Here is a 21,856-nt window from a genome sequence, read left to right as displayed (position 1 = left end):
GGCCTTGCCGCCCTGCCCACGATCGGCGTGCAAGCAGCATCGGCCGCACAGGCCGACCCCGACGGCGTCGCAGCCATGGCCGACCGGGCCAGTGGTGACGTCGCCGTCACGCGCGAGGAGGCGACCAGGAAGGTCGGCTTCATCCGTGTCAAGGGCGACGGAGACCTGCTCCCGTCCGTCGAGGGCAACTCCCCCGACGCGGCGAAGCAGAAGGCCGACGCCTACCTCGACCAGTACGCCGCCAACTTCGGCGCGCGACCGGACGAGCTGGTCCGCAGCGACGTCGCGGAGTCCGCGGCGGGCTGGACCGCCACCTACACCCAGACCTACAAGGGCGTCGACGTCTTCGGCTCGATGCTGCGCGTGCAGGTCGACCGCGAGGGCGACCTGACGTCGGTCAACGGCTACGCCGCTCCCGACCTGTCGCTCTCGGTCGACCCGCGCATCAGCGCGGACGACGCCGGCAAGCGTGCGGTCGGCCTGGTCCGCGAGGACCCGCCGGCGCACGACGGCGAGACCGCCGACCTCACCGGCATCGCACCGAAGACCACCGAGCTCGTCGTCTACCGCATGGGCGCGACCCGCGGCGAGGCCGGCACGGCCGTGCTCGCCTACCAGGTCGAGGTCACCAACGACGACAACGTCCGCGACGCCGTCTTCATCGACGCGCAGACCGGCAAGGCGCTCAACCGCTGGTCGATGGTGCACAGCGCGCTCGACCGCGAGCTCTACGAGGCGACGGGCACCCGGACCGCCCCCGTCCTCACCCGCGTGTGGAAGGAGGGCGACGCGTTCCCCGGCACCCTCAACAAGGACCAGCAGAACCTCGTCAACTCCGCCGGGGAGTCCTACTGGCTCTACGAGAACGCGTTCGGCCGCGACTCCTACGACGGCGCCGGCGCCACGATGAAGACGGTCAACAACGACCCGCGCATCAACTGCCCCAACGCCAACTGGAACGGCACCACCACCAACTACTGCAACGGCGTCACCTCCGACGACGTCGTCTCGCACGAGTGGGGCCACGCCTACACCGAGTACACCTCCGGGCTCATCTACCAGTACCAGTCCGGCGCACTCAACGAGTCCTACTCCGACGTGTGGGGCGAGACGCTCGACATGGTCAACGGACGTGAGGACGAGGGCGAGAACTTCACCGCCAAGCGCGCGGTGGGCGACTGCGACAAGACCGCGCCCCCCGGGCTCGACATGCGGATCACCGCGCCGGCCAACCTCGCCGGACCGTGCGTGGCCGTGGCGGCCACGGGCGCCAAGCCCTTCACCACCACCGCCATGACGGCCGACGTCCTCGTCGGCACCGACGCCGCCAACGCTGCTGGCCCCACCACCACCGACGGCTGCTCCGCGTTCACCAACGCGAGCGCCGTCTCCGGCAAGTGGGCCTACGTCGACCGCGGCACGTGCCCGTTCGCCGACAAGGTCGCCAACGCCAAGGCTGCCGGCGCGACCGGCATCGTGATCGGCAACAACAACGTCGACCCGCCGGCCGGCTTCACGGGCGACCCGGCGCTCTACGGCGTGATGGTCTCCCAGGCGGACGGCTCGCGCTTCAAGTCCGGCACGGCCGCCAAGACCGTGTCCGTCACGGCCGAGGACGTCTCGTCGCGCCCCGACACCACCCGCTGGCTGATGGGCGAGAAGTCCACCGCGTTCGGCGGCGCCATCCGCGACATGTGGAACCCCACCTGCTACGGCGACCCCGGCAAGGTGACCGACGCGGAGTACAAGTGCGACCCGACCGGCGCTGACGCCGGTGGCGTGCACAGCAACTCGGGTGTGCCCAACCACGCCTACGCGCTCGTCGTCGACGGTGGCGAGTTCAACGGCCAGACGGTGACCGGGCTCGGCCTCGACAAGGCGGCTGCCATCTGGTGGCGCGCCCAGACCGCCTACCTGACGCCGCAGTCCAACTTCATCGACGCGGCCAACGCGTTCGAGCAGTCCTGCGTCGACCTGGTCGGGCAGCCCATCAACAAGCTCACGACGGCGTCCAACGCCACGCCCGTGGCGGCGACGCCGATCGCGGCTGCCGACTGTGCGTCCGTCCAGGCCGCCACTGCTGCGACCGAGATGCGCACCGAGCCGGTCAAGTGCAACTTCAGGCCGCTCCTCGACAAGGACGCCCCCGCCACGTGTGGCGAGGGCTTCACCGAGGACGTCCTCTGGAGCGAGGACTTCGAGGACGGCCTGGCCGGCTGGAAGCCCAGCAGCGAGGTCGTCTTCACCGGCGGCATCCACGAGCCGTGGCAGTCGGTCGGGTCGGCTCCCGCCGGCACCGGCGACGCCCACCCGAGCAAGGTGGCGTTCGGACCGGCTCCCGACGAGGGCCGGTGCAGCAACGGCGCCGGTGACTTCTCCAGCCGCGACTCGATCACGGGCCCCGTCGTGCAGATGCCCGACAGCCTGCGGTCGGCCAAGCTCACCTTCGAGCACTACGTCGCCACCGAGATCGGCTACGACGGCGGCAACGTCAAGCTGAGCGTCAACGGGGGCGCGTTCACCGCGATCCCGGCGGCGGCCTACCTCTACAACAAGCCGACCACGCTCACCGGCCCGGCCACCAACACCAACCCGCTCGCCGGCCAGCCCGGCTTCACGGGCACCGACGGTGGCCAGACCAAGGGCAGCTGGGGCGAGTCGCAGGTCGACCTCGCCGCGGCGGGCGCCGAGCCCGGCGACACCGTGCAGCTGCGCTTCGACATCGGTCGTGACGGCTGTGGCGGCAACGAGGGCTGGTACGTCGACAACGTCCAGATCGTCGACTGCAAGCTCATCACCCGCACCACCGCCGTGCACCAGCCGGAGCCGTCCACCTTCGGCACCGCGTCGACCGCCCAGGTCACCGTCGCCCGTGACGGCTCCGTCGGCGACGCACCGGACGGCACCGTCACGGTGACCGACGCCAAGGGCAAGCAGCTGGGCTCGGCCACCCTCGCGGGCGGCAGTGCCTCGGTCGCCCTCCCGGCCGACCTGCCGGTGGGTGCCCACACGCTGACGGCGACCTACTCCGGCAGCGAGTCCCTGGCGACGTCGAGCGCGACGTTCACCGCGACGGTCGTGGCGAGCACCACGCCGCCGGCACCGGGCATGGAGTCCTCGCGGACGATCGCGAAGGTCTCACCGAAGAAGCCGCGTTTCAAGAACGACTTCACCGTCATCGGCAAGGTCCGGACCTTGGGTGAGCTCGTTCCCCGGAGCAAGGTCATCTTCCGGATCGACGGCAAGAAGGTCGGCACCAGGAAGCTCGACGACGGGCGGGCGGTGATGACGGTCCGCAAGAACTACCGGCCCGGCAAGCACAAGCTCGTGGTCATCTACAAGGGCTCCAAGCGGATCGAGGCCAGCAAGGACAAGCTGACCTTCCGCATCAAGCGGCGCTGACCGAGCTGATCGGCCAGCAACACCAGCACGGCACGAGGGCCCCGGCGGAGTGATCCGCCGGGGCCCTCGGGCGTCCGTCGCAGGGGCGCGGCTCAGGCCAGCCCGCTGAGCCAGGGCAGGACCACCAGCAGCGTGGGCAGAGCCAGGATGGCCGCGGCGAGCACGGACACCGATCCCGCCTGCCACGGGTGCGCACGGCTGTCGCGCAGCACCTCGACCCGGGCGGCGAGGGACGAGCCGGCCGATCCCAGCGAGCCGATCGGTGCGGTCGATCCCGCCAGCGTGACGAGGGCGGACACGAGGGCGCGGCGGTCGCCGGTACGGCAGGCCGCCCGGTCGGCGAGCACCTCGACCAGCACCTCCACCTCGCGACGGGCGGCGGCGCTGGCCACCCAGCGAGGGAACGCCAGGTGGAGCACGGTGAACGCCTCGAGCACGAGGTCGTGACGAGCGCGCAGGTGCGAGCGCTCGTGCTCGAGGACCGCGTCGAGCTCGGCCGGGCCGAGACGTGTCAGGGTCGAGCGCGAGACGACGATGCGTGACCCGCTCATGCCAGGCACGCAGTAGGCCACCGGCACGTCGTGCTCGAGCACGGAGACTCCCCCGTCGACCCGGGCCACCAGGTCGACGCGCTCGCGGTGGACCCGCCGCGCCCGGCGCAGCGAGGTGCCGGTGCGGTGCCCGCTCAGCAGGAGCCGGCCCAGCACGACCACCGTGACCGCTCCGGCGAGCGCGGCCACCACGACGTCGCCGGGTCCCGCCGGGTCCTCCCACAGCCGTTCGGTCACCAGCGACAGGCCGGCGCCGAACGCCGCGAGGACAGCGGCCAGCGCCGTGCTCTGCCAGAGCACCATGGCCGCGACCGGCGTACGACGGAGCCCGCTCCATCGCGACAGCACCCACGGCAGCGGCCCGGCGAGCAGCACGGCGAGCGCGCCGAGCACGACAGGGGTCGGCATCGCCGGCCGGTTCAGCGCAGGTCGTCGAGGGCGCGCCGCAGCGCGGCCAGGTCCTCCGCGCTGGCCTCCCCCACGAACGAGACCAGCGCCTGCTCGCGGTCGCCTCGGGTGCCCTCGAGGGCCTCGTGCATGAGCTCGGCGGTCATCGCGGCTCGGGTGAGCCGAGGTGCGTAGCGGAACGCGCGGCCGTCGCGCTGCCGCACGACCAGGTCCTTGCGGACCAGCCGGTCGAGCACCGTCATCACGGTCGTGTAGGCCAGGTCGCGACCGACGAGACGCTCGTGCACCTCGCGGCCGCTGGCCCCGTGCCCGTCCGGGACGTCCGCGCCGCAGCGGGACGCGTCGAGGTCCCACAGCGCCTCGAGGACGGCCTGCTCGAGCTCTCCCATCCGGGACCTTGGACTCATGGGTCACGAGTCTAGAGGCCCTGCACGGGGAATTACGACACGGCGTAGTATCTACTACGATTTGTAGTAACTCCTTCGCCGAAAGGGTCCCATGGACGTCCTCGACATCGCCCGGTGGCAGTTCGGGATCATCACCGTCTACCACTTCCTGTTCGTGCCGCTGACGATCGGGCTCACCGCGGTCATCGCCGGTCTCGAGACGGCGTGGGTGCGCACCGGCAAGGAGGACTACCTCCGCCTGACCAAGTTCTTCGGCAAGCTGTTCCTCATCAACTTCGCCATCGGCGTCGTGACTGGGATCGTGCAGGAGTTCCAGTTCGGGATGAACTGGTCGGACTACTCCCGCTTCGTCGGGGACGTCTTCGGTGCACCCCTGGCCGTCGAGGGCCTGCTGGCCTTCTTCCTCGAGTCCACGTTCCTCGGGCTGTGGATCTTCGGCTGGGACAAGCTCCCCCGCGGCCTGCACGCCGCCTGCATGTGGCTGGTGCACCTCGGCACGCTCGCCTCCTCGTGGTTCATCCTGGCCGCCAACTCCTGGATGCAGCACCCGGTGGGCTACCGCTTCAACGCCGAGTCGGGCCGCGCCGAGCTGACCGACTTCTGGGCGGTGATGTTCAACAAGGTCCAGGTGGTGACGTTCCCCCACGTGGTCTTCGCGGCCTACATGACCGCCGGCACCTTCGTGCTCGGCGTCTCCGCCTACCTCTACATGAAGAAGAGGCACGAGGCCGACCGCCCGATGTACCACCACGCCATCCGCATCGGCGCGGTCGTCACGCTGCTCGCCGGCCTCGGTGTCGCGATCACGGGCGACCTGCAGGGCAAGGTGATGACGGAGGTCCAGCCGATGAAGATGGCGGCCGCCGAGGGCCTCTACGAGACGAGCGAGAGCTGCGCGCCGTTCTCGGTGTTCACCGTCGGCACCCCCGATGGCAAGGAGGAGAAGTTCGCCGTCACTGTCCCCTGCCTGCTCTCCTTCCTCGGCACCGGGTCCTTCGACGGCACCGTCGAGGGGATCAACCCGTTGCGCGAGGAGTACGCCGAGACCTACGGCTCCGACCCGACCTCGAAGGCCTTCACGGAGGGCGACTACACGCCGGTCATCCCGGTGACCTACTGGTCGTTCCGCTTCATGATGGGCCTCGGCTTCTTCGCCGCGGGCGGCGCGGCGCTGATCCTGTGGCTGACCCGCAAGGGACGTACGCCCGGCGTCCGCTGGCTCGGCGTCCTCGGGCTCAGCCTGCCGATCGCGACCACGCTGGCGTCGTCGTGGGGCTGGATCTTCACCGAGATGGGCCGACAGCCGTGGGTCGTCTTCGGCCTGATGACCACCGAGTCCGGCGTGTCCCCCGGGGTCTCGGTCTTCGAGGCCGCCACCTCGCTCGTCGTGCTGACGTCGCTCTACGCCCTGCTGGCCGTGATCGAGGTCAAGCTGCTCGTCACCTACATCCGCAAGGGCGCCGACCCCTACGAGGAGCCGCCCCGCGTCAAGGTCGGCGGCTCCGACGACGAGGACGCCCCGCTCACGTTCGCCTACTGACCCGCCTGCTGAACCGCCTGCTGGACGACGAGAGAGACACCGAGAGAGACACCATGGAACTGACCACCGTCTGGTTCGCCCTGATCGCCGTGCTGTGGGTCGGCTACTTCTGCCTGGAGGGCTTCGACTTCGGCGTCGGGATGCTGCTGCCGGTGCTCGCCCGCGACGAGACCGAGCGACGCGTCATGATCAACACCATCGGCCCCGTGTGGGACGGCAACGAGGTCTGGGTGCTGGTCGCGGGCGGTGCCACGTTCGCCGCCTTCCCCGAGTGGTACGCCACCTTGTTCAGCGGGTTCTACCTCCCGCTCCTGCTGATCCTCGTCGCCCTCATCGTGCGCGGGCTCGCCTTCGAGTACCGACACAAGCGCGGGGAGGACACCTGGAAGGGACGGTGGGACCTCGCGATCATCTGGGGCTCGTTCGTGCCGGCGCTGCTGTGGGGCGTCGCCTTCGCCAACATCGTCGCCGGCGTGCCGATCGACGCCGACAAGGAGTTCACCGGCACGCTCTTCACCCTGCTCAACCCCTTCGGCCTCCTCGGCGGGCTCGTCACGCTGACCCTGTTCGCCACGCACGGCGCGATGTTCGTCGCGCTCAAGACCGACGGCGACATCCGCCACCGCGCCCGCGACCTCGCCGTGCGCATCGGTGCCGTCGCCGCGCTGCTGGCCGTGGTCTTCCTGGCCTGGACCCAGATGAAGACCGGCACCGCCGTCTCGGCGCTCGCCTTCGTGCTCGCTGCCCTGTCCCTGGTCGGCGGGCTGCTCGCGGCGACGCGCGGCCGCGAGGGCTGGGCCTTCGTCGGCACCTTCGTCACCATCGCCCTCGCCGTCATCGGCCTGTTCGTGGCGCTGTTCCCCGACGTGATGCCCTCGACGACCGATCCCGCCTACTCGCTCACCACGACCAACGCCGCGGCGACGGCGTACACGCTGAAGGTGATGACGTGGGTCGCGGTCGTGTTCACGCCGATCGTGCTCGGCTACCAGGCCTGGACCTACTGGGTGTTCCGCAGGCGGATCGCGGTGCACCACATCCCGACCGCCGACCTGGCCGGGACCCCGACGTCGTGAGGCCGCTCGACCCGGCGGTGCTCCCCCACCTCCGCCCCGCCCGCGGCGCGCTGTCGCTGGTGGTGGTGAGCGGGGTCGTCGGCGGACTGGCGACGGTGGCGCAGGCGTTCGCCCTGGGCGCGCTCGTGGTCGCCGCGGTCACCCCTCCCGCGGGCGGGTGGCAGGGCGCCGCGTGGGCGTTCGCGGGCCTGGTGCTGCTGCGCACCGCGGCGACGTACGTCGGCCAGCGCGCGGCCGCCCGTGCGGCGGGCGAGGTCTCCGGGGCGCTGCGCCAGCGGCTCCTCGACGCCGCGCGTCGAAGCGACGAGGTGTCGCCCGCCCGCCTCGTCGTGCTGACCACCCGAGGCGTGGCCGGCGTCGAGCCCTACGTCACCCGCTACCTCCCCGCGCTGGTCCCCGCCGCCGTCCTGCCCCTCGTCACGCTGGTCGCGATCGCCTGGCTCGACCCGCTCTCGGGTCTCGTGGTCGCGCTGACGCTGCCACTGGTGCCGGTGTTCGCCGTCCTCGTCGGGCTCACCACCCGCGACCGCGCCCGCACGCAGTGGCGCGCCCTCGAGGCCCTCTCGGGCCACTTCCTCGACGTCGTGCGCGGGTTGCCGACCCTCGTCGCCCACCGGCGCGCCGAGGCCCAGGTCGCGACCATCCGCTCGGTGACCCACCGCTACCGACGCGCCACGGTCGACACCCTCAAGGTCGCCTTCGCGTCCTCGTCGGTGCTGGAGCTGGTCGCCACGCTCTCGGTCGCGCTCGTCGCGGTCACCGTCGGCCTGCGGCTCGCCTCGGGCAGCGTCGGCTTCGAGGTGGCGCTCACCGTCCTGCTGCTCGCCCCGGAGGCCTACTGGCCGCTGCGCCGCGTGGGCGCCGAGTTCCACGCGGCGGCCGAGGGCACCGCCGCGCTCGCCGACGCCGACGAGCTGCTGGCGCGGGCGGGGACCGGTGCGACCGGCACCGCGCTGCCCACCTCCACCACGCCGGTGCTGCGGGGGCTGGAGGTCGGCCACGCGCCCGGCGCCGCCCTGACCCGGCCGCTCGACCTCGAGCTGCCCGACCGCGGGCTCGTCGCGGTCGCCGGTCCGTCCGGGTGCGGCAAGTCCACCCTGCTCGCCACGCTCCGCGGCGAGCTGCGTCCGCTGGCCGGCGAGGTCCTCGTGGGCGGCACCCCGCTCGACGACCTGGACCCGGGCTGGTGGCGCAGCCTGGTCGGCTGGGCGCCGCAGCGGCCGTGGCTGCTCGCCGACACGATCGCCGCCAACGTCCGGCTCGGCCGCCCCTCGGCCGGCGACGACGAGGTGTGGGACGCGCTGCGCAGCGTCGGCCTCGCGGACGTCGTACGTGCCCTGCCCCGGGGCCTGGACACCGCGCTCGGGGAGGACGGCGCCGGACTGTCCGCCGGCCAGCGGGCGCGCGTCGCCCTGGCCCGGGTGGTGCTCGCCCGGCGTCCGGTCGTGCTCCTCGACGAGCCGAGCGCCCACCTCGACGAGGAGACCGAGCAGGTGCTGCTCGACACCCTGGCGCTGCTGGCCCGGCGCAGCCTGGTCGTCGTCGTGGCGCACCGTCCCGCGGTGCTCGCGGCTGCCGACCGGGTGGTCGAGCTGGTCCCGGTTCCCGCGACGGTGGCTGACGCCGGCACCGGGGCGGCGGCCGTGCCCGACGTCGTACGCCACGATGCTGCGCCGGTGCCGCGGACGGTCGCCGCGGTCGACGACGAGGACCGGCCCCGGTGGGGCATGCGCACCGCCACCGCGCTCGGCGCGCTGTCCACCGCCTCCGGGGTCGCCCTCACCGCCACGGCGGGCTGGCTGATCACGCGGGCGAGCGAGCAGCCGCCGGTGCTCTACCTCATGGTCGCCATCGTCGGGGTCCGCCTCTTCGGTCTCGCGCGCCCGGTGCTGCGGCACGCCGAGCGGGTGCTCAGCCACGACGTCGTGCTGCGCGAGCTCGCCGAGCGGCGGGCGCAGGTGTTCGCCGACCTCGTGCCGCTGGTGCCGGGCCGGCTCGGCCCGCGCCGCGGCGACCTGCTCACCGGGGTCGTCGACGACGTCGACGCGCTGCTCGACGACCGGCTCCGGGTCCGCCAGCCGGTCGTCACCGCGGTCCTGGTCGGCGCCGGTGCCGCCGTGATCACCGCGTTGGTCGCCCCCGCGGCGGGGGCCGTGGTGGCGGTGGTCACCGCCACCGGCGGGCTCGCGTTCGCGCTGGCCCGTCGCGGCACCGCTGCCGCCGAGCCGCTGGTCGTGGCGCACCGGGCGCTGCTCGGCACCCGGGTCGAGGAGCTGGCCGACGGCCTGCGCGAGCTCGAGCAGTGGGGGGCCGCGGACCGCGCCCTCGCCGCGGTCCGTGCGGAGTCCGACGAGCTCGCCCGGGGCGTACGACGCTCCTCCCGAGCCGTCGCGGCGGGCGCCGCCTTGACGAGCGCCGTGACCGGTCTGGGCGTGGTCGCCGTCGCCGCGCTCGTCGACCCCTCGGCCACCACACCGGCGCGGCTGGCCCTGCTGCTGCTCGTGCCCCTCGCCCTCGCCGACGCCGTCGGGGGGCTCGCCGACGCGGGCGCCCTCTCGGTGCGGGCCCGGGCGGCCCGCGAGCGACTGGACCTGCTCGCCGCCACTCCCCCGGCGGTCACCGACCCGGCCGCGCCCGAGCCGCTCCCGGCCGGCCACGACGTCGTGGTGCGCGAGGCCGAGATCGGGTGGACCGACCAGGCGGTGGTCGCGCTCGACCACCTCGTCCTGCGGCCGGGTGAGCACCTCGGGATCACCGGACCCTCCGGCTCCGGGAAGTCCACCCTTGCCGCCAGCCTGGTGCGCTTCATCGACCCGGTCCGCGGCGAGGTGCGGCTGGGCGGGACGGACCTGCGCCGCCTCGCGCTCGACGACGTACGTCGCCGGGTCGGTCTCGTCGACGACGACCCCCACGTCTTCGCCTCGACGGTCGCGGAGAACGTCCGGCTCGCCCGGCCCGACGCCGACGACGACGAGGTCCTCGCAGCACTCCGGCGTGCCCGCCTCGGAGCCTGGGTCGAGGCCCTGCCGGCAGGCATCCACACCCACGTCGGTGCCGGGTGGCGCGAGGTGTCCGGCGGCGAGCGTGCGCGCCTGGCCCTGGCGCGCTCGCTGCTCGCGGACCCGCCGGTGCTCGTGCTCGACGAGCCGACCGCCCACCTCGACGGCCCCACCGCCCGGGCGGTCGCTCGGGAGATGCTCGGCTCGGCCGGACGCGCCGGGCGCTCGATCCTGTGGATCACCCACGGCACGGTCGGGCTCGACGCGATGGACCGGGTGGTGCACCTGGAGGCGGGGACCGCCTCGGTCAGTCGGCCTGCTCTCGCGGCGAGCGCAGCGGGAGCGTGAACGTGAAGGTGCTCCCCTGACCCAGCTCGGAGGCCACCGACAGCGTCCCGCCGTGCGACTCCGCGATCCGCTGCGCGATCGGCAGCCCGAGGCCCGTGCCGGGCACGGACAGCGCGTTGGGGTTGGTGGAGCGGTGGAAGGCGGAGAACACGTTCTGCTGGTCGGTCGAGGAGATGCCGAGGCCGGTGTCGGTCACGTGCACGCTCACCTCGTCGCCACCGATCGTCATCGCCACCGACACCGACCCGTCCTCGGGGGTGTACTTGACGGCGTTGTCGACCATGTTGTCGATCACCCGGGCCAGCTCCTCGGGGTCGCCGAACACGACGACCGGACCGGCCCCCGGTCGGTCGAAGTGGAGGCGGACCCCCGCCTGCTTGGCGCGGATGCTGAGCAGGTCGACGCTGGCCTCGCACAGCTCGGCGAGGTCGACGGCCCGGCGCACGGTCTCGCGCCGGCCCTGGATGCGCGAGTAGTGCAGCAGGTTGGCGACGAGGTTGTTGAGCCGGCCGGCGTTGCGGATGATCGCGTCGATCGAGGCGAGGTCGGGGTGCCGGTCGGCGATGAGCTCGGCGTGGCCGAGGATCGCGGTGAGCGGCGTCTTGAGCTCGTGGGAGATGGTCGCGATGAGCTCGCTGCGGTAGCGCGCGAGCTCGCGCAGCTCCTGGACGAGGCGCTGCTCGGTCTCCAGCACCCGCGAGGCGCGGACGGTCTGGGCGAGCAGGCGACCAACCTCGAGCACCGCGTCGGCCTCGTTGGCCGTCACGGGGCGGGCGTGCCGGGCGAAGCCGAGCACGAGGTAGCCGACCAGGTCGTCCTGCGACACGAGCGGGCACACGAGCGCGCGGTCCACCCGCATGCCCCGCATCAGCTCCTGCATGCGCGCGGCGCTGCGGGGCAGCAGCGGTGACGACGGGTCGTCGACGCCGAGCTCGATGAGCACCGGGAGGTCCTCGAGCCGGGTGAGGTCCTCGCGGATCTCGGGGATCTCGTGCTCGGGCGTGAAGGCGTAGGGCGTGCCGACGCCGAGCTGGCTGCCCTGCGCGTCGCTGGGGAAGGTGCGTACGACGGTCTGCACCGTGCCGAGCGACTCGGCGACGGCGACCACGGCCGCGCCGAGCGCCTGGGTGAGGTTCTGCGCGGTCGCGGCCCCGGCGACCGTGGTGAGCATGCGGTCGAGGCGCACGCGGTCGGTGAGCCGCTCGCGCTCGCGGGCGTTGGACAGGGCGACACCCGCCTGCACGGCGAACATCTCGAGCAGCTCGCGGTCGGCCTCGTCGGGGACCCGGCCGTCGGCCGGCAGGTCGACCGCCATGTTGCCGAGGAGCTCACCGCCCGCGGAGTAGAGCGGCGCGTAGAGCGCGTGCTCGGGGTGCCACGCGTCCGGGTCGCCGGTGGGCTGGAACTCCGGGATCCACGCCGCCTGCAGCCGCGCGGCGGACATCCGCCCGGCCGGCACGAAGCGGAGGATGCCCCACTTGTCGGCCTCGCGGAACTCGTCGAGGATCTGCTCGGCCGGGGTGCGGCGGTGGAGGATCTGCGCGACGACGTCGGGCGGGCCGGCGACGTGCGTCATCACGAGCGTGTCGCCCTCGAGCCGGGCGATCGCCGCGACCCCGTAGCCCAGCACGTCGACGACGCCGTGCGCGATCTCCTCGAGGATGACCTCGGTGTCCGTCGAGGAGTTGACGCGCCGCATCAGCTCGGCAAGCCGGCTCAGCGCGCCCTGGCTGCGCGGCATGTCCACCTCCCCAACCCAGGCCCGCCGGCCCCGCTGCTGCGGGTCGCGCCCGTCCCGCGTCGATGCTAGGGCCGTCAGGCCTCGATCACCACAGGAATGATCATCGGGCGGCGACGGTGGGCGCGGTTGACCCAGCGGCCGACCACGCGACGGACGGTCTGCTGGAGCTGGTAGCTGTCGTTGGTGCCCTCGGCGACGGCGGCGTCGATCGCGTCGATGATCGGCTGCCGGATGTCGGCGAAGGTGGACTCGTCCTCGGCGAAGCCACGGGCGTGGATCTCCGGCCCGGAGACCACCTTGCCGGTCACCGAGTCGACGACCACGATCACCGAGAGGAAGCCCTCCTCGCCGAGGATCCGCCGGTCCTTCATCGAGGCCTCGGACACGTCGCCGATCGTGGTGCCGTCGACGAACACGTAGCCGACCTCGACCTTGCCGGTCACCTTGGCGACGCCGTCGACCAGGTCGACGACGACGCCGTCCTCGGCCAGGACGACGTTCTTCACGCCGGTGGCGCGGGCCAGGTCGGCGTTGGCCCGCATGTGGCGGACCTCGCCGTGCACCGGCATCACGTTGCGCGGCTTGACGATGTTGTAGCAGTAGAGCAGCTCGCCGGCGCTGGCGTGGCCGGAGACGTGGACGAGCGCGTTGCCCTTGTGCACGACGTTGGCGCCCAGGCGGGCGAGGCCGTTGATCACCCGGTAGACGGCGTTCTCGTTGCCGGGGATCAGCGAGCTGGCGAGGACGACGGTGTCGCCCTCCTCCAGGTGCACGAAGTTGTGGCTGCGCTGGGCGATGCGGCTCAGCGCCGACATCGGCTCGCCCTGCGACCCCGTCGAGATGAGCACCTGCTTGTGCGGCGGCAGGTCGGCGAGCTCCTTGGCCTCGACCATGACGCCGGGCGGCACGGTGAGGTAGCCGAGCTCCTGGGCGATGGCCATGTTGCGCACCATCGAGCGACCGACGTAGGCGACCTTGCGGCCGTGGGCCACGGCCGCGTCGAGCACCTGCTGGACGCGGTGCACGTGGGAGGCGAAGCAGGCGACGATGATGCGCTGGTCGCTCTTGGCGAAGACGCCCTCGAGGACCGGGGAGATGTCCTTCTCCGACGTCGTGAAGCCCGGCACCTCGGCGTTGGTGGAGTCGGTGAGGAAGAGGTCGACGCCCTCGTCGCCGAGGCGGGCGAACTCGTTGAGGTCGGTGATGCGGCCGTCGAGCGGCAGCTGGTCCATCTTGAAGTCGCCGGTGTGCAGGACCACGCCGGCGCCGGTGCGGATCACGACCGCGAGCGCGTCGGGGATCGAGTGGTTGACCGCGACGAACTCCAGCACGAAGGGGCCGAAGGTGATCGTCTGGCCCTCGGCGACCTCGTAGTGGACGGTCTCCTTGAGCCGGTGCTCGCGCAGCTTGGAGCCGAGCAGGGCCAGGGTGAGCTTGGAGCCGACGAGCGGGATGTCGCCGCGCTCGCGCAGCAGGTAGGGCGTCGCGCCGATGTGGTCCTCGTGGCCGTGGGTCAGCACGAGCGCCTCGACGGCATCGAGCCGGTCGCGGATGGGCTCGAAGTCGGGGAGGATCAGGTCCACGCCGGGGTGGTGGTCCTCGGGGAACAGCACGCCGCAGTCGACGAGCAGCAGGCGGCCGTCGTACTCGAACGCGGTCATGTTGCGACCCACCTCGCCCAGCCCGCCGAGCGGGATGACCCGGAGGCCTCCGGCGGGGAGGGGGGCGGGCGCGCTCAGGTCGGGGTGGGGATGGCTCAAGGTATTCCTCGGTTCGGGGGGTCAGGAGATCAGACGAGACCGGCGACAGCCAGGCCTGTGCGGAGCGCTGCGACCTCGTGGTCGTCGAGCGCGACGAGCGGGCCGCGGACGCGGCGGTTGTCGAGCACGCCGAGCAGCTCGAGGGCTGCCTTGGCGGTGGTGGCTCCGTAGTTGGGGACGCCCATCACGGCCTCGAAGGCCGGGACGAGGGCCGTGTGGATGCGCAGGGCCTCCGCGTGGTCGCCGCGGAACCAGGCGTCGATCATCGACGCCAGCTGGTCGCCCGCCGCGTGGCCGACGACCGAGACCAGGCCCACGCCGCCGTAGGCGAGGTAGCCCAGGGTGGCGACGTCGTCGCCGGAGTAGACGTCGAAGCCCATCTCGACGAGCTGGGCCGCGCGCGGCAGCAGGCCGGTGGCGTCCTTGACCGACGTGACGTGGTCGTAGCGCCGCATCGCCTCGTAGGTCTCGAGCTCGATGAGGCTGGCCGTGCGCCCCGGGACGTCGTAGAGCATGACCGGCAGGTCGGTGGCCTCGGCGACGGACGCGAAGTGGTGGCGCAGGCCGACCTGGCCGGGCTTGTTGTAGTAAGGGCTGACGAGGAGCACCCCGTCGACGCCGATCTTCTCGGCCTGGCGGGCCAGCTCGACCGAGTGGGCGGTCGCGTTGGTCCCGACTCCGGCGATGACCGTCGCGCGGTCACCGACCGCGTCCTGGACCGCCCGCAGGATCTCGCCGTCCTCCGCGACGGAGGTCGTGGGGCTCTCCCCCGTCGTGCCGCTGACGACGACACCGTCGTTGCCGTGGTCGACGAGGTGCGCGGCGATCCGCGCCGTGCCGTCGAGGTCGACGCCGCCGTCCTCGTGGAACGCGGTGGCCATCGCGGTGAGGAGGCGGCCGAACGGGACGTCGGTGCTGACGTGCTTGCTCGGTTCGCTCCGCTCGCTCATGGTCGAAGGTTATCGCTCCCGCGCGCGATGGCCGTCAGCGGCGAGCCCGACGCCTGTCGGAGGTGTCCCCTACGCTCCCGCCATGGCGTACGACGGGGACCTGGCGCAGTGCATCCACGACGTGCGCGAGGGCCACGTGGCCCTCGCGGCGGTGACCGAGCCGAGCGGCCGGTGACGACCGACCTCGTGCTCCCCGGCTGGCTCCCGCCCGCGCAGCAGGCGACGCTCCGGTCGCTCGCCGAGCGCAACGCCGCGGCGCACGGCGAGGACCTGCTCGGGATCGTGCTGAGCGGGTCGGCGGCGCGCGACCACGCCACCGTCCACTCCGACGTCGACGTGATCGTGGTGCTGACCGACGAGGCTGCGGCAGGCCGCTCGACCTCGCACTCCCCCGACGTCGACGAGGCGGTCGACTCCTGGACCGAGCTGCAGACCCGCGCGCCCTTCGGCACCGAGGACTGGTGGTTCCGCTGGTCCTATGCCTGGGCGCCGGTGCTGCTCGACCGCACGGGCGGCGCGCTCGCCGACGCCGTGCGCCGCCAGGCGACGCTCACCCCGGAGGAGGCCGACGCCGTGCTGGTCGACCACGACCGGCTCGACGGCTGGCTCAACTTCGCCTACCGCGCCCTGAAGAACGACCGCGACGGCCGGCCGCTCGAGACCCGCCTCGACGCGGCCGAGTCGGTGCCGTGGCTGCTCGACGTCGTCTTCGCGATGGCCGGCCGGGTCCGCCCCTACAACAAGTACCTCCCCTGGGAGCTGCGCACGCACCCCGTCGACGGATGGCCGTCCGACGTCGTGCTCGACCTGGTGCAGCGCACGCTCGCGGGCGACGTCGGCGCGGTCCGGGAGACGTACGCCCGGGTGCGCGAGGCCTGTGCGTCCTACGACGCCGCGCGCGGGCACACCCGCACCACCGACATGGTCGAGGGCTGGGGCGACGAGCTGCCGTTGTTCGAGCAGCGCGCCGGCTGACCGGGCTCAGGCCCCGCCCGCGGTCGCCCGGATGACGGGCAGCACGTGGTGCTCCAGCATGGGCGCGAGGTCGTCGGGGTGGTCGTGCAGCGGGGTCCACCTGACCTCCGCGATCTCGGCCGACGCGACCGGTTCGGCGTCCGACTCCACCCAGAACACCGTCGAGTGCAGCGAGTGGCCGGGCTCGTTGGCGGCCTCAGAGAGGAACTCCCCCAGCAGGGTCGCCGACTCGATCTCCAGGCCGACCTCTTCACGGGTCTCCCGCAGGGCCGCGGCCTGCGCCGACTCGCCGGGCTCGAGCTTGCCGCCGACCAGCATGAAGCGCTCGGTCCCCTGCTTGCGGACGGTCAGCACGTGCCCGTCCCGCACGAGGGCGACGGCGGCGACGACGATGTGCCGGTCCCGGTCGACGTCCATGGGCCGAGCATCGCAGGTGCGCCCCGGACAGCACGCAGCCACCCTGACCGGGGCTTACCCGGCGGGTGGCTGCGTGGTGCTGCTCGCTGGTCCGTCAGCCGCCTCTCGGCGTGTGGCCGCTCGTAGCGGCAAGTGGTGAGGCCCGGGGGCATGATGCGGAGCCAGCTGTCCGGTCCAACGGCGAGGGGGCCGGGTTCATTCCCGGCCGGCGGCTACGACCCCAGCGCGCGGCGTACGGCCTCGAGGGCCTCGGCGTCGCTCACGCCGAGGGCGCGCACCGAGGCGACGTACGACGACGCGGCCTCGCGCAGCGACCGCTCGACGCCCGACCCGCCGACGAAGGTGCCGGCGCGGCCGCGGGTCTCGACGACCCCGAGCGCCTCGAGCTCCTTGTAGGCGCGGGCGACGGTGTTGGGCGCGATGCCGAGCGACTCGGCGAGGGCCCGCACGGGCGGGAGCCGGAAGCCCGGGGCGAGCCGGCCGGAGTCGACCTGCCCACGGATCGCCTCACGCACCTGCTCGAAGGGCGGGACACCGGAGGACGCGTCGACGCCCAGTCCCAGCGCGGGGCCCGTCATGCGGCGGGGTCCATCCGCTCCAGCCACACCCGCTCGTAGCCGTCGAAGGCCTCGCGCCGGGTCTCCACCCACTCGTCGGCGGGGAACTGCGGGTAGTGCACGTCGCCCTCGGGCTCGAGGTCGACCTCGGTCAGCACCTGGTGGGTGGCGTGGGGCAGCAGCGCGGCGTAGACCTCGCCGCCGCCGGCGACCATCAGGTCGCCTGGCTGGGAGCGGGCGAGGTCGAGCGCCTCCTCGACCGTGTGGGCGACCAGCACGCCCTCGTGGGTCCAGTCGGCGTGGCGGGTCAGCACGATCGTCGTGCGCCCCGGCAGGGGGCGGCCGATCGACTCGAACGTGGCGCGCCCCATCAGCAGCGTGTGTCCCCAGGTGAGCTCCTTGAACTGGGCCTGCTCGCCGGGGAGGCGCCACGGGATGTCGGGGCCGTTGCCGATGACGCGGTTGCGGGCGTGCGCGGCGACGAGGACCACGCGCTGGTCGGGACGGAGCACGGGACCGACCCTACTGACGGGCTGCCGATCGGCCCTGTTCCACGCGTCCGGGCCGTGTCACGGTGGACGGCACAGAACCGACCCCTGGAGGCTCCGATGAGCACCACCGACAGCACGACCTGCCCCGACTGCCACGCCGTCGTGGCCGACCTCACCGCCCACGAGCGGTGGCACACGCGGCTGGTGGCCGACGTCGCGAAGGCGGTCAGCCAGGCACTCGAGCGTCACTAGCCGGCTGCACAGCAGCTAGACCGCGATGGGCGCCTTGATGCCCGGGTGGGGGTCGTAGCCCTCGACCGAGATGTGCTCGAGGTCGAAGCCGTCGATCTCCGTGACCGACGGGTCGAGCACGAGCCGCGGAAGCGGACGCGGCTCCCTCGACAGCTGGAGCCTCGCCTGCTCGACGTGGTTGAGGTAGAGGTGGGCGTCGCCCATCGTGTGCACGAAGTCGCCCACCTCGAGGCCGGTCACCTGGGCGACCATGTGGGTCAGCAGCGCGTAGGACGCGATGTTGAACGGGACGCCGAGGAAGGTGTCGGCCGAGCGCTGGTAAAGCTGGCAGGAGAGCCGGCCCTCGGCGACGTAGAACTGGAACATGGTGTGACAGGGCGGGAGCGCCATGTCGTCGACGTCGGCGACGTTCCACGCCGAGACGATGTGGCGACGCGAGTCCGGGTTGGTGCGGATGCCTTCGACGAGGCGGGCGATCTGGTCGACGTGCCGACCGTCGGGGGTGGGCCAGGAGCGCCACTGGTAGCCGTAGACCGGGCCGAGGTCGCCGTTGTCGTCGGCCCACTCGTCCCAGATGGTGATGCCGTGGTCCTGCAGCCACTTCACGTTGGTGTCGCCGCGCAGGAACCACAGCAGCTCGCCGAACACCGACCGCGTGTGCACCTTCTTGGTGGTCACGAGCGGGAACCCCTCGGACAGGTCGAACCGCATCTGGTGGCCGAAGACGCTCAGCGTGCCGGTGCCGGTGCGGTCGGTCTTCTCCACACCTTCGTCGAGGATCCGCTGGAGCAGGTCGAGGTAGGCGCGCACGGGAACGACTCTACGACCTCGACGACCCGCTACGACCGCGGCACGCGCGCCTCGGCCACGACGCACTCGACGTCGAAGACGAGGTCCGGGCCGTCGCGCCACGGCGCGTCGAGGGCGTCGTACGCCGCTCGCAGCCGGTCGCGGACGTCGTCGGCCTGGTCGCGCCAGAGCACGCCGAAGCTGCCGATCGAGGTGAGCCCGGCCCACAGGTCGTCGGGGGCGACGCGCCACCGCCAGGCGTGCGTGCCGGCGTGGGTGACGGCGAGCCCGGCCTCTCCGAGGATGCCTGCCAGGCCGTGGGGCGAGCGCTCGAAGTCGCGCTCGGCCGGCAGCCGGGGCGGCGGGGTCCGCGTCGCGCCGGCGGCGTCGAGCAGCCCGCTCCACATCACCGCCTGGGGCGGCGGCGTCGCTCCCCAGATCGTCGCGCGGACGGTGCCGCCGGGAGCGGCGACCCGCGCCAGCTCGCGGGCCCCGGCGCGGGGGTCGTCGACGTGGTTGAGCACGAAGCTCGCCGTCACGGTCTCGAAGCCGTCGTCGGCCAGCGGCAGGTCCGGCAGGCCGGCGACGACCACCTCGGCCCCGAGCGTCGCTGAGGCCAGCGCGGCCATCTCGGGGTCGGGCTCGACGCCGAGGGTGTCGTGCCCCGCGTCGCGGGCGGCCCGCACCAGAGCGCCGGTTCCGCACCCCACGTCGAGCAGCCGTCCGCCGGGCGGCAGGTCGGCCAGCATCGCCGGGACGGCGCCGGCGCACAGCCCGGCGAAGCTGCGCGCGTAGGTCTGCGCCACGCCTGTCCAGAGTGCCTCAGCCACGAGGCGCGACCCTAGCCGCCGGCGTCCACGCCTCAGCGCAACCGGACCGTCCCGTCGGCGACGACGGTGACCGGCTCCTCGCACGTCCACTCGGTCGGGCACACCACGACGGCGCGACGGCCGGTCTCCGACTGCCGCAGGTCGTCCTCGGCGCCGGCCCGGCGGGCGGAGTCGACCAGGTGGGCCCAGCCGCCGCCCGCGAGGGGGACGCTCTCGACCAGCGCGTCGTAGGGGCCGATCCCCCGCACGGGAGGCGGGATCGGGACCGTGTCGAGGGCGGGGGGTGCCTCGTCGACCGGCTGGAGCTCGCCCTCGGCGTCCACCCGCACCACCTCGCCGGACCGCAGCCGCGCGACCACGGCGGTGTCGTCGGTGAAGTCGGCGACGAAGGCCTCGAGGCCGGGGAGCTCGACCACCACGTCCTGCAGGTGCAGCTCGTCCTCGGCGTACCAGTGGACGGGCAGCGGGTTCGCCTCCTCGCGCACCGCCGGCGGGTCGGGGCGTCCCGCCCACCACGACCACCCCGCCGCGAGCACGGCCAGGACCGCGAGACCGACCAGGGCGCGCTGTGCGCCCCGACGCCGCCGCGCCGCGCGCGTGCGACCCGCCCGCTCGAGCCACTCCTCCGGGCCGTCGCGCGGGTCGCGGGGGCGTACGGCGTGGGGCACGGGCTCACCCGGCCGCGCAGCCAGGCCCGCCCGTTCGCGCACCTCCGCCCAGAGCGTCACGTCGACCTGCTCCTCGCGCACCCGGCGCTCCCACGACCGTCGGGCGCCCAGCAGGGCCTCGGCGACGGCCAGCCGCGCGCGATCGCCCGCGACGCCCTCGTCCTCGAGCCCTCCGACGAGGTCGGGCCACCGCGCGTCGACGTACGCCGCGAAGTCCGACCGCTCCGTCATCGCCGTCCCACCCCCTCTCCGTCTCCAGGCTCGTGAGGCCTTCGGACCCGGTGGCCGGGGCGGATGGGGTCAGGCGCTCAACGACATCGGGCCGTAGACCTGCCGGTCGTGCTCGAACAGCGTCACCGCAGCGACGCCCTGCTCGGCCAGCTCGGCCCAGATCTCACCCACCCACGACTCCGCGTCGCCCTGGTTGGCGAAGCGCTGGTCGGAGTGGCCGGCCACCTCGACGGCCTCGCCGGACGCGTCCTCCAGGCGCCACCACCACGGCCTGTCGGCGGCGGAGGGCTGGCGGAACGTGGGCGGCTGACCGGGCAGCACGTCAGGACTCCTTCACCGACGGGTCGACGAAGGGTGGCTTGACCAGCTGGAAGATCTCGCGCCGGCCGCGGACGTCGACACCGACCTGCGCGTCCTCGGCCACCATCGTCGGGATGAGCGCGAGGCCGATGCCCTTCTTCAGCGTCGGGGAGAACGTGCCCGAGGTGATGTCGGCCAGCGGCACGTCGTGGGTGAGGGTGACGCCCATGCCGGGGCGCGGGATGCCGCGCCCGACGGCGACGAGCCCGCGCAGCCGTCGCTTGGGGCCGTCCTCCTTCACCTTCAGCACCGCGTCGCGGCCCCAGAAGACGTTCTTCTTCCACCCGACCGCCCACGACAGCCCCGCCTCCACGGGGTTGGTGTCGAGGCCGATGTCCTGCCCGTGCAGCGGGTAGCCCATCTCGGTGCGCAGCGTGTCGCGGGCGCCGAGGCCGCACGCGGTGATGCCCCACTCCTCGCCGGCGGCCATCAGGTCGTCCCAGAGCCGACCGGCGACCGAGTTGGCGACGACCAGCTCGTAGCCGCGCTCGCCCGTGTAGCCGGTGCGGCACACGACGACGCCGACGCCGGTGTCGTCGAGCTCCGCCTCGACGAAGGACATGTAGTCGTGCCCGGCGGGCAGCCCGACCTTCGCGAGGACCTCGTCGGAGCGAGTGCCCTGCACGGCCAGCACGGCGTAGTCGTCGTGGTGGCTGCGGACCTTCACCCCGTCGGGCGCAGCCGCGGCGAGCCGGGCCACCACCTCGGCGGTGTTGGCCGCGTTGGGGATCAGCAGCACGTGCTCGAGGTCGTGCCAGTAGGCGATGAGGTCGTCGACGATGCCGCCGGACTCGTCGAGGCAGAGGGTGTACTGCGCCTTGCCGGGCTCGATCTTGGCGAGGTCGTTGGACAGCGTGGCGTTGACGAAGTCCGCGGCCCCCGGCCCGGACACCATCACCTTGCCCAGGTGGCTCACGTCGAAGATGCCGACCGACTCACGGACGGCCGTGTGCTCCTTCACGACACCGGTCGGGTACTCCAGCGGCATCGACCAGCCGCCGAACTCGGCGAACTTGGCACCGAGGGCTTCGTGACGGTCGTGGAGGGGCGACTGCTTGAGCGATGCGGCCATGGCGCGAACCTACCGCAGCGACCAGCGCGTCA

The 21,856-nt window shown here is 73.0% G+C and carries 19 protein-coding genes; 6 read left to right on the top strand and 13 right to left on the bottom strand.

Annotated elements, in window-relative coordinates; all coding sequences use genetic code 11:
- Positions 1 to 27 precede the first annotated feature (27 nt).
- Positions 28 to 3,402, top strand: coding sequence for a M4 family metallopeptidase (locus tag NCI01_RS19075; RefSeq protein ID WP_254183078.1), 3,375 nt, complete (start codon positions 28 to 30; stop codon positions 3,400 to 3,402).
- A 92-nt stretch (positions 3,403 to 3,494) separates the two neighbouring features.
- On the opposite strand, the gene NCI01_RS19070 is transcribed toward NCI01_RS19075, so the two are convergent.
- Both NCI01_RS19070 and NCI01_RS19065 read right to left on the bottom strand, forming a co-directional pair.
- Positions 3,495 to 4,361: a M56 family metallopeptidase gene (locus NCI01_RS19070; RefSeq protein ID WP_254183077.1), complete on the bottom strand. Its 867-nt coding sequence runs from the start codon at positions 4,359 to 4,361 to the stop codon at positions 3,495 to 3,497.
- A gap of 11 nt (positions 4,362 to 4,372) precedes the next feature.
- Positions 4,373 to 4,768 (bottom strand): BlaI/MecI/CopY family transcriptional regulator, encoded by a 396-nt coding sequence (locus NCI01_RS19065; protein ID WP_254183076.1) that lies wholly within the window; start codon positions 4,766 to 4,768, stop codon positions 4,373 to 4,375.
- A 91-nt stretch (positions 4,769 to 4,859) separates the two neighbouring features.
- Between NCI01_RS19065 and NCI01_RS19060 the strand changes: the two genes are divergently transcribed.
- Genes NCI01_RS19060 through cydD form a run of 3 tightly spaced genes read left to right on the top strand, consistent with a single transcriptional unit; the run spans position 4,860 to position 10,731 of the window.
- Positions 4,860 to 6,308 carry a cytochrome ubiquinol oxidase subunit I gene (locus NCI01_RS19060; protein ID WP_254183075.1) on the top strand — a complete coding sequence of 483 codons (1,449 nt, stop codon included), beginning with the start codon at positions 4,860 to 4,862 and terminating at the stop codon, positions 6,306 to 6,308.
- 53 nt (positions 6,309 to 6,361) lie between these two features.
- Positions 6,362 to 7,384 carry a cytochrome d ubiquinol oxidase subunit II gene (gene cydB, locus NCI01_RS19055; RefSeq protein WP_254183074.1) on the top strand — a complete coding sequence of 341 codons (1,023 nt, stop codon included), beginning with the start codon at positions 6,362 to 6,364 and terminating at the stop codon, positions 7,382 to 7,384.
- Positions 7,381 to 10,731 carry a thiol reductant ABC exporter subunit CydD gene (cydD, locus tag NCI01_RS19050; RefSeq protein ID WP_254183073.1) on the top strand — a complete coding sequence of 1,117 codons (3,351 nt, stop codon included), beginning with the start codon at positions 7,381 to 7,383 and terminating at the stop codon, positions 10,729 to 10,731. Before cydB ends, cydD begins: the two co-directional genes overlap by 4 nt.
- Here the strand turns inward: cydD and NCI01_RS19045 are convergent.
- The 3 genes from NCI01_RS19045 to dapA all read right to left on the bottom strand — a co-directional run bounded on the left by NCI01_RS19045 (position 10,691) and on the right by dapA (position 15,182).
- A complete protein-coding gene (locus tag NCI01_RS19045; protein ID WP_254183072.1) occupies positions 10,691 to 12,472 on the bottom strand; it encodes a GAF domain-containing sensor histidine kinase in 1,782 nt (593 codons plus the stop codon). The two genes, cydD and NCI01_RS19045, sit on opposite strands and share 41 nt — an antisense overlap.
- Before the next feature lie 74 nt (positions 12,473 to 12,546).
- Positions 12,547 to 14,232, bottom strand: coding sequence for a ribonuclease J (locus tag NCI01_RS19040; protein WP_254183071.1), 1,686 nt, complete (start codon positions 14,230 to 14,232; stop codon positions 12,547 to 12,549).
- Positions 14,233 to 14,261: 29 nt separating this feature from the next.
- Positions 14,262 to 15,182, bottom strand: a complete 921-nt coding sequence (gene dapA, locus NCI01_RS19035) for a 4-hydroxy-tetrahydrodipicolinate synthase (protein WP_254183070.1) — start codon at positions 15,180 to 15,182, stop codon at positions 14,262 to 14,264.
- A 171-nt stretch (positions 15,183 to 15,353) separates the two neighbouring features.
- Here dapA and NCI01_RS19030 point away from each other — a divergent pair, with 171 nt between their 5' ends.
- A complete protein-coding gene (locus NCI01_RS19030) occupies positions 15,354 to 16,157 on the top strand; it encodes a nucleotidyltransferase domain-containing protein (protein WP_254183069.1) in 804 nt (267 codons plus the stop codon).
- Between the two features lie 6 nt (positions 16,158 to 16,163).
- Here the strand turns inward: NCI01_RS19030 and NCI01_RS19025 are convergent, their stop codons facing one another.
- The 3 genes from NCI01_RS19025 to NCI01_RS19015 all read right to left on the bottom strand — a co-directional run bounded on the left by NCI01_RS19025 (position 16,164) and on the right by NCI01_RS19015 (position 17,643).
- Positions 16,164 to 16,574: an NUDIX hydrolase gene (locus tag NCI01_RS19025; protein WP_254183068.1), complete on the bottom strand. Its 411-nt coding sequence runs from the start codon at positions 16,572 to 16,574 to the stop codon at positions 16,164 to 16,166.
- Positions 16,575 to 16,786: 212 nt separating this feature from the next.
- Positions 16,787 to 17,152, bottom strand: coding sequence for a GntR family transcriptional regulator (locus NCI01_RS19020; protein WP_254183067.1), 366 nt, complete (start codon positions 17,150 to 17,152; stop codon positions 16,787 to 16,789).
- Positions 17,149 to 17,643 (bottom strand): dihydrofolate reductase, encoded by a 495-nt coding sequence (locus NCI01_RS19015; RefSeq protein ID WP_254183066.1) that lies wholly within the window; start codon positions 17,641 to 17,643, stop codon positions 17,149 to 17,151. Before NCI01_RS19015 ends, NCI01_RS19020 begins: the two co-directional genes overlap by 4 nt.
- A 96-nt stretch (positions 17,644 to 17,739) precedes the next feature.
- On the opposite strand from NCI01_RS19015, the gene NCI01_RS22435 reads away from it, so the two are divergent.
- Positions 17,740 to 17,874 (top strand): hypothetical protein, encoded by a 135-nt coding sequence (locus NCI01_RS22435; protein ID WP_302182320.1) that lies wholly within the window; start codon positions 17,740 to 17,742, stop codon positions 17,872 to 17,874.
- 15 nt (positions 17,875 to 17,889) lie between these two features.
- Here the strand turns inward: NCI01_RS22435 and NCI01_RS19010 are convergent, their stop codons facing one another.
- The 5 genes from NCI01_RS19010 to gcvT form a co-directional block, all read right to left on the bottom strand.
- Positions 17,890 to 18,684 (bottom strand): thymidylate synthase, encoded by a 795-nt coding sequence (locus NCI01_RS19010; RefSeq protein WP_254183065.1) that lies wholly within the window; start codon positions 18,682 to 18,684, stop codon positions 17,890 to 17,892.
- Positions 18,685 to 18,713: 29 nt separating this feature from the next.
- On the bottom strand, positions 18,714 to 19,493 hold the full coding sequence (locus NCI01_RS19005) for a class I SAM-dependent methyltransferase (protein ID WP_254183064.1): 780 nt from the start codon (positions 19,491 to 19,493) through the stop codon (positions 18,714 to 18,716).
- Between the two features lie 32 nt (positions 19,494 to 19,525).
- Complete coding sequence (locus tag NCI01_RS19000; RefSeq protein WP_254183063.1) at positions 19,526 to 20,392, bottom strand: hypothetical protein; 867 nt, start codon at positions 20,390 to 20,392, stop codon at positions 19,526 to 19,528.
- A gap of 69 nt (positions 20,393 to 20,461) precedes the next feature.
- Entirely contained in the window at positions 20,462 to 20,713 is a 252-nt protein-coding gene (locus tag NCI01_RS18995; protein ID WP_254183062.1) for a hypothetical protein, read from the bottom strand.
- A 1-nt stretch (position 20,714) separates the two neighbouring features.
- Complete coding sequence (gene gcvT / locus NCI01_RS18990) at positions 20,715 to 21,824, bottom strand: glycine cleavage system aminomethyltransferase GcvT (RefSeq protein ID WP_254183061.1); 1,110 nt, start codon at positions 21,822 to 21,824, stop codon at positions 20,715 to 20,717.
- Positions 21,825 to 21,856 lie beyond the last annotated feature (32 nt).

It is taken from the genome of Nocardioides pinisoli (assembly GCF_024199985.1).
GTDB lineage: Bacteria > Actinomycetota > Actinomycetes > Propionibacteriales > Nocardioidaceae > Nocardioides > Nocardioides pinisoli.
The sequence above is the reverse complement of the archived record's forward strand: the minus strand, read 5'-3'. Positions and strand labels throughout refer to the sequence as shown.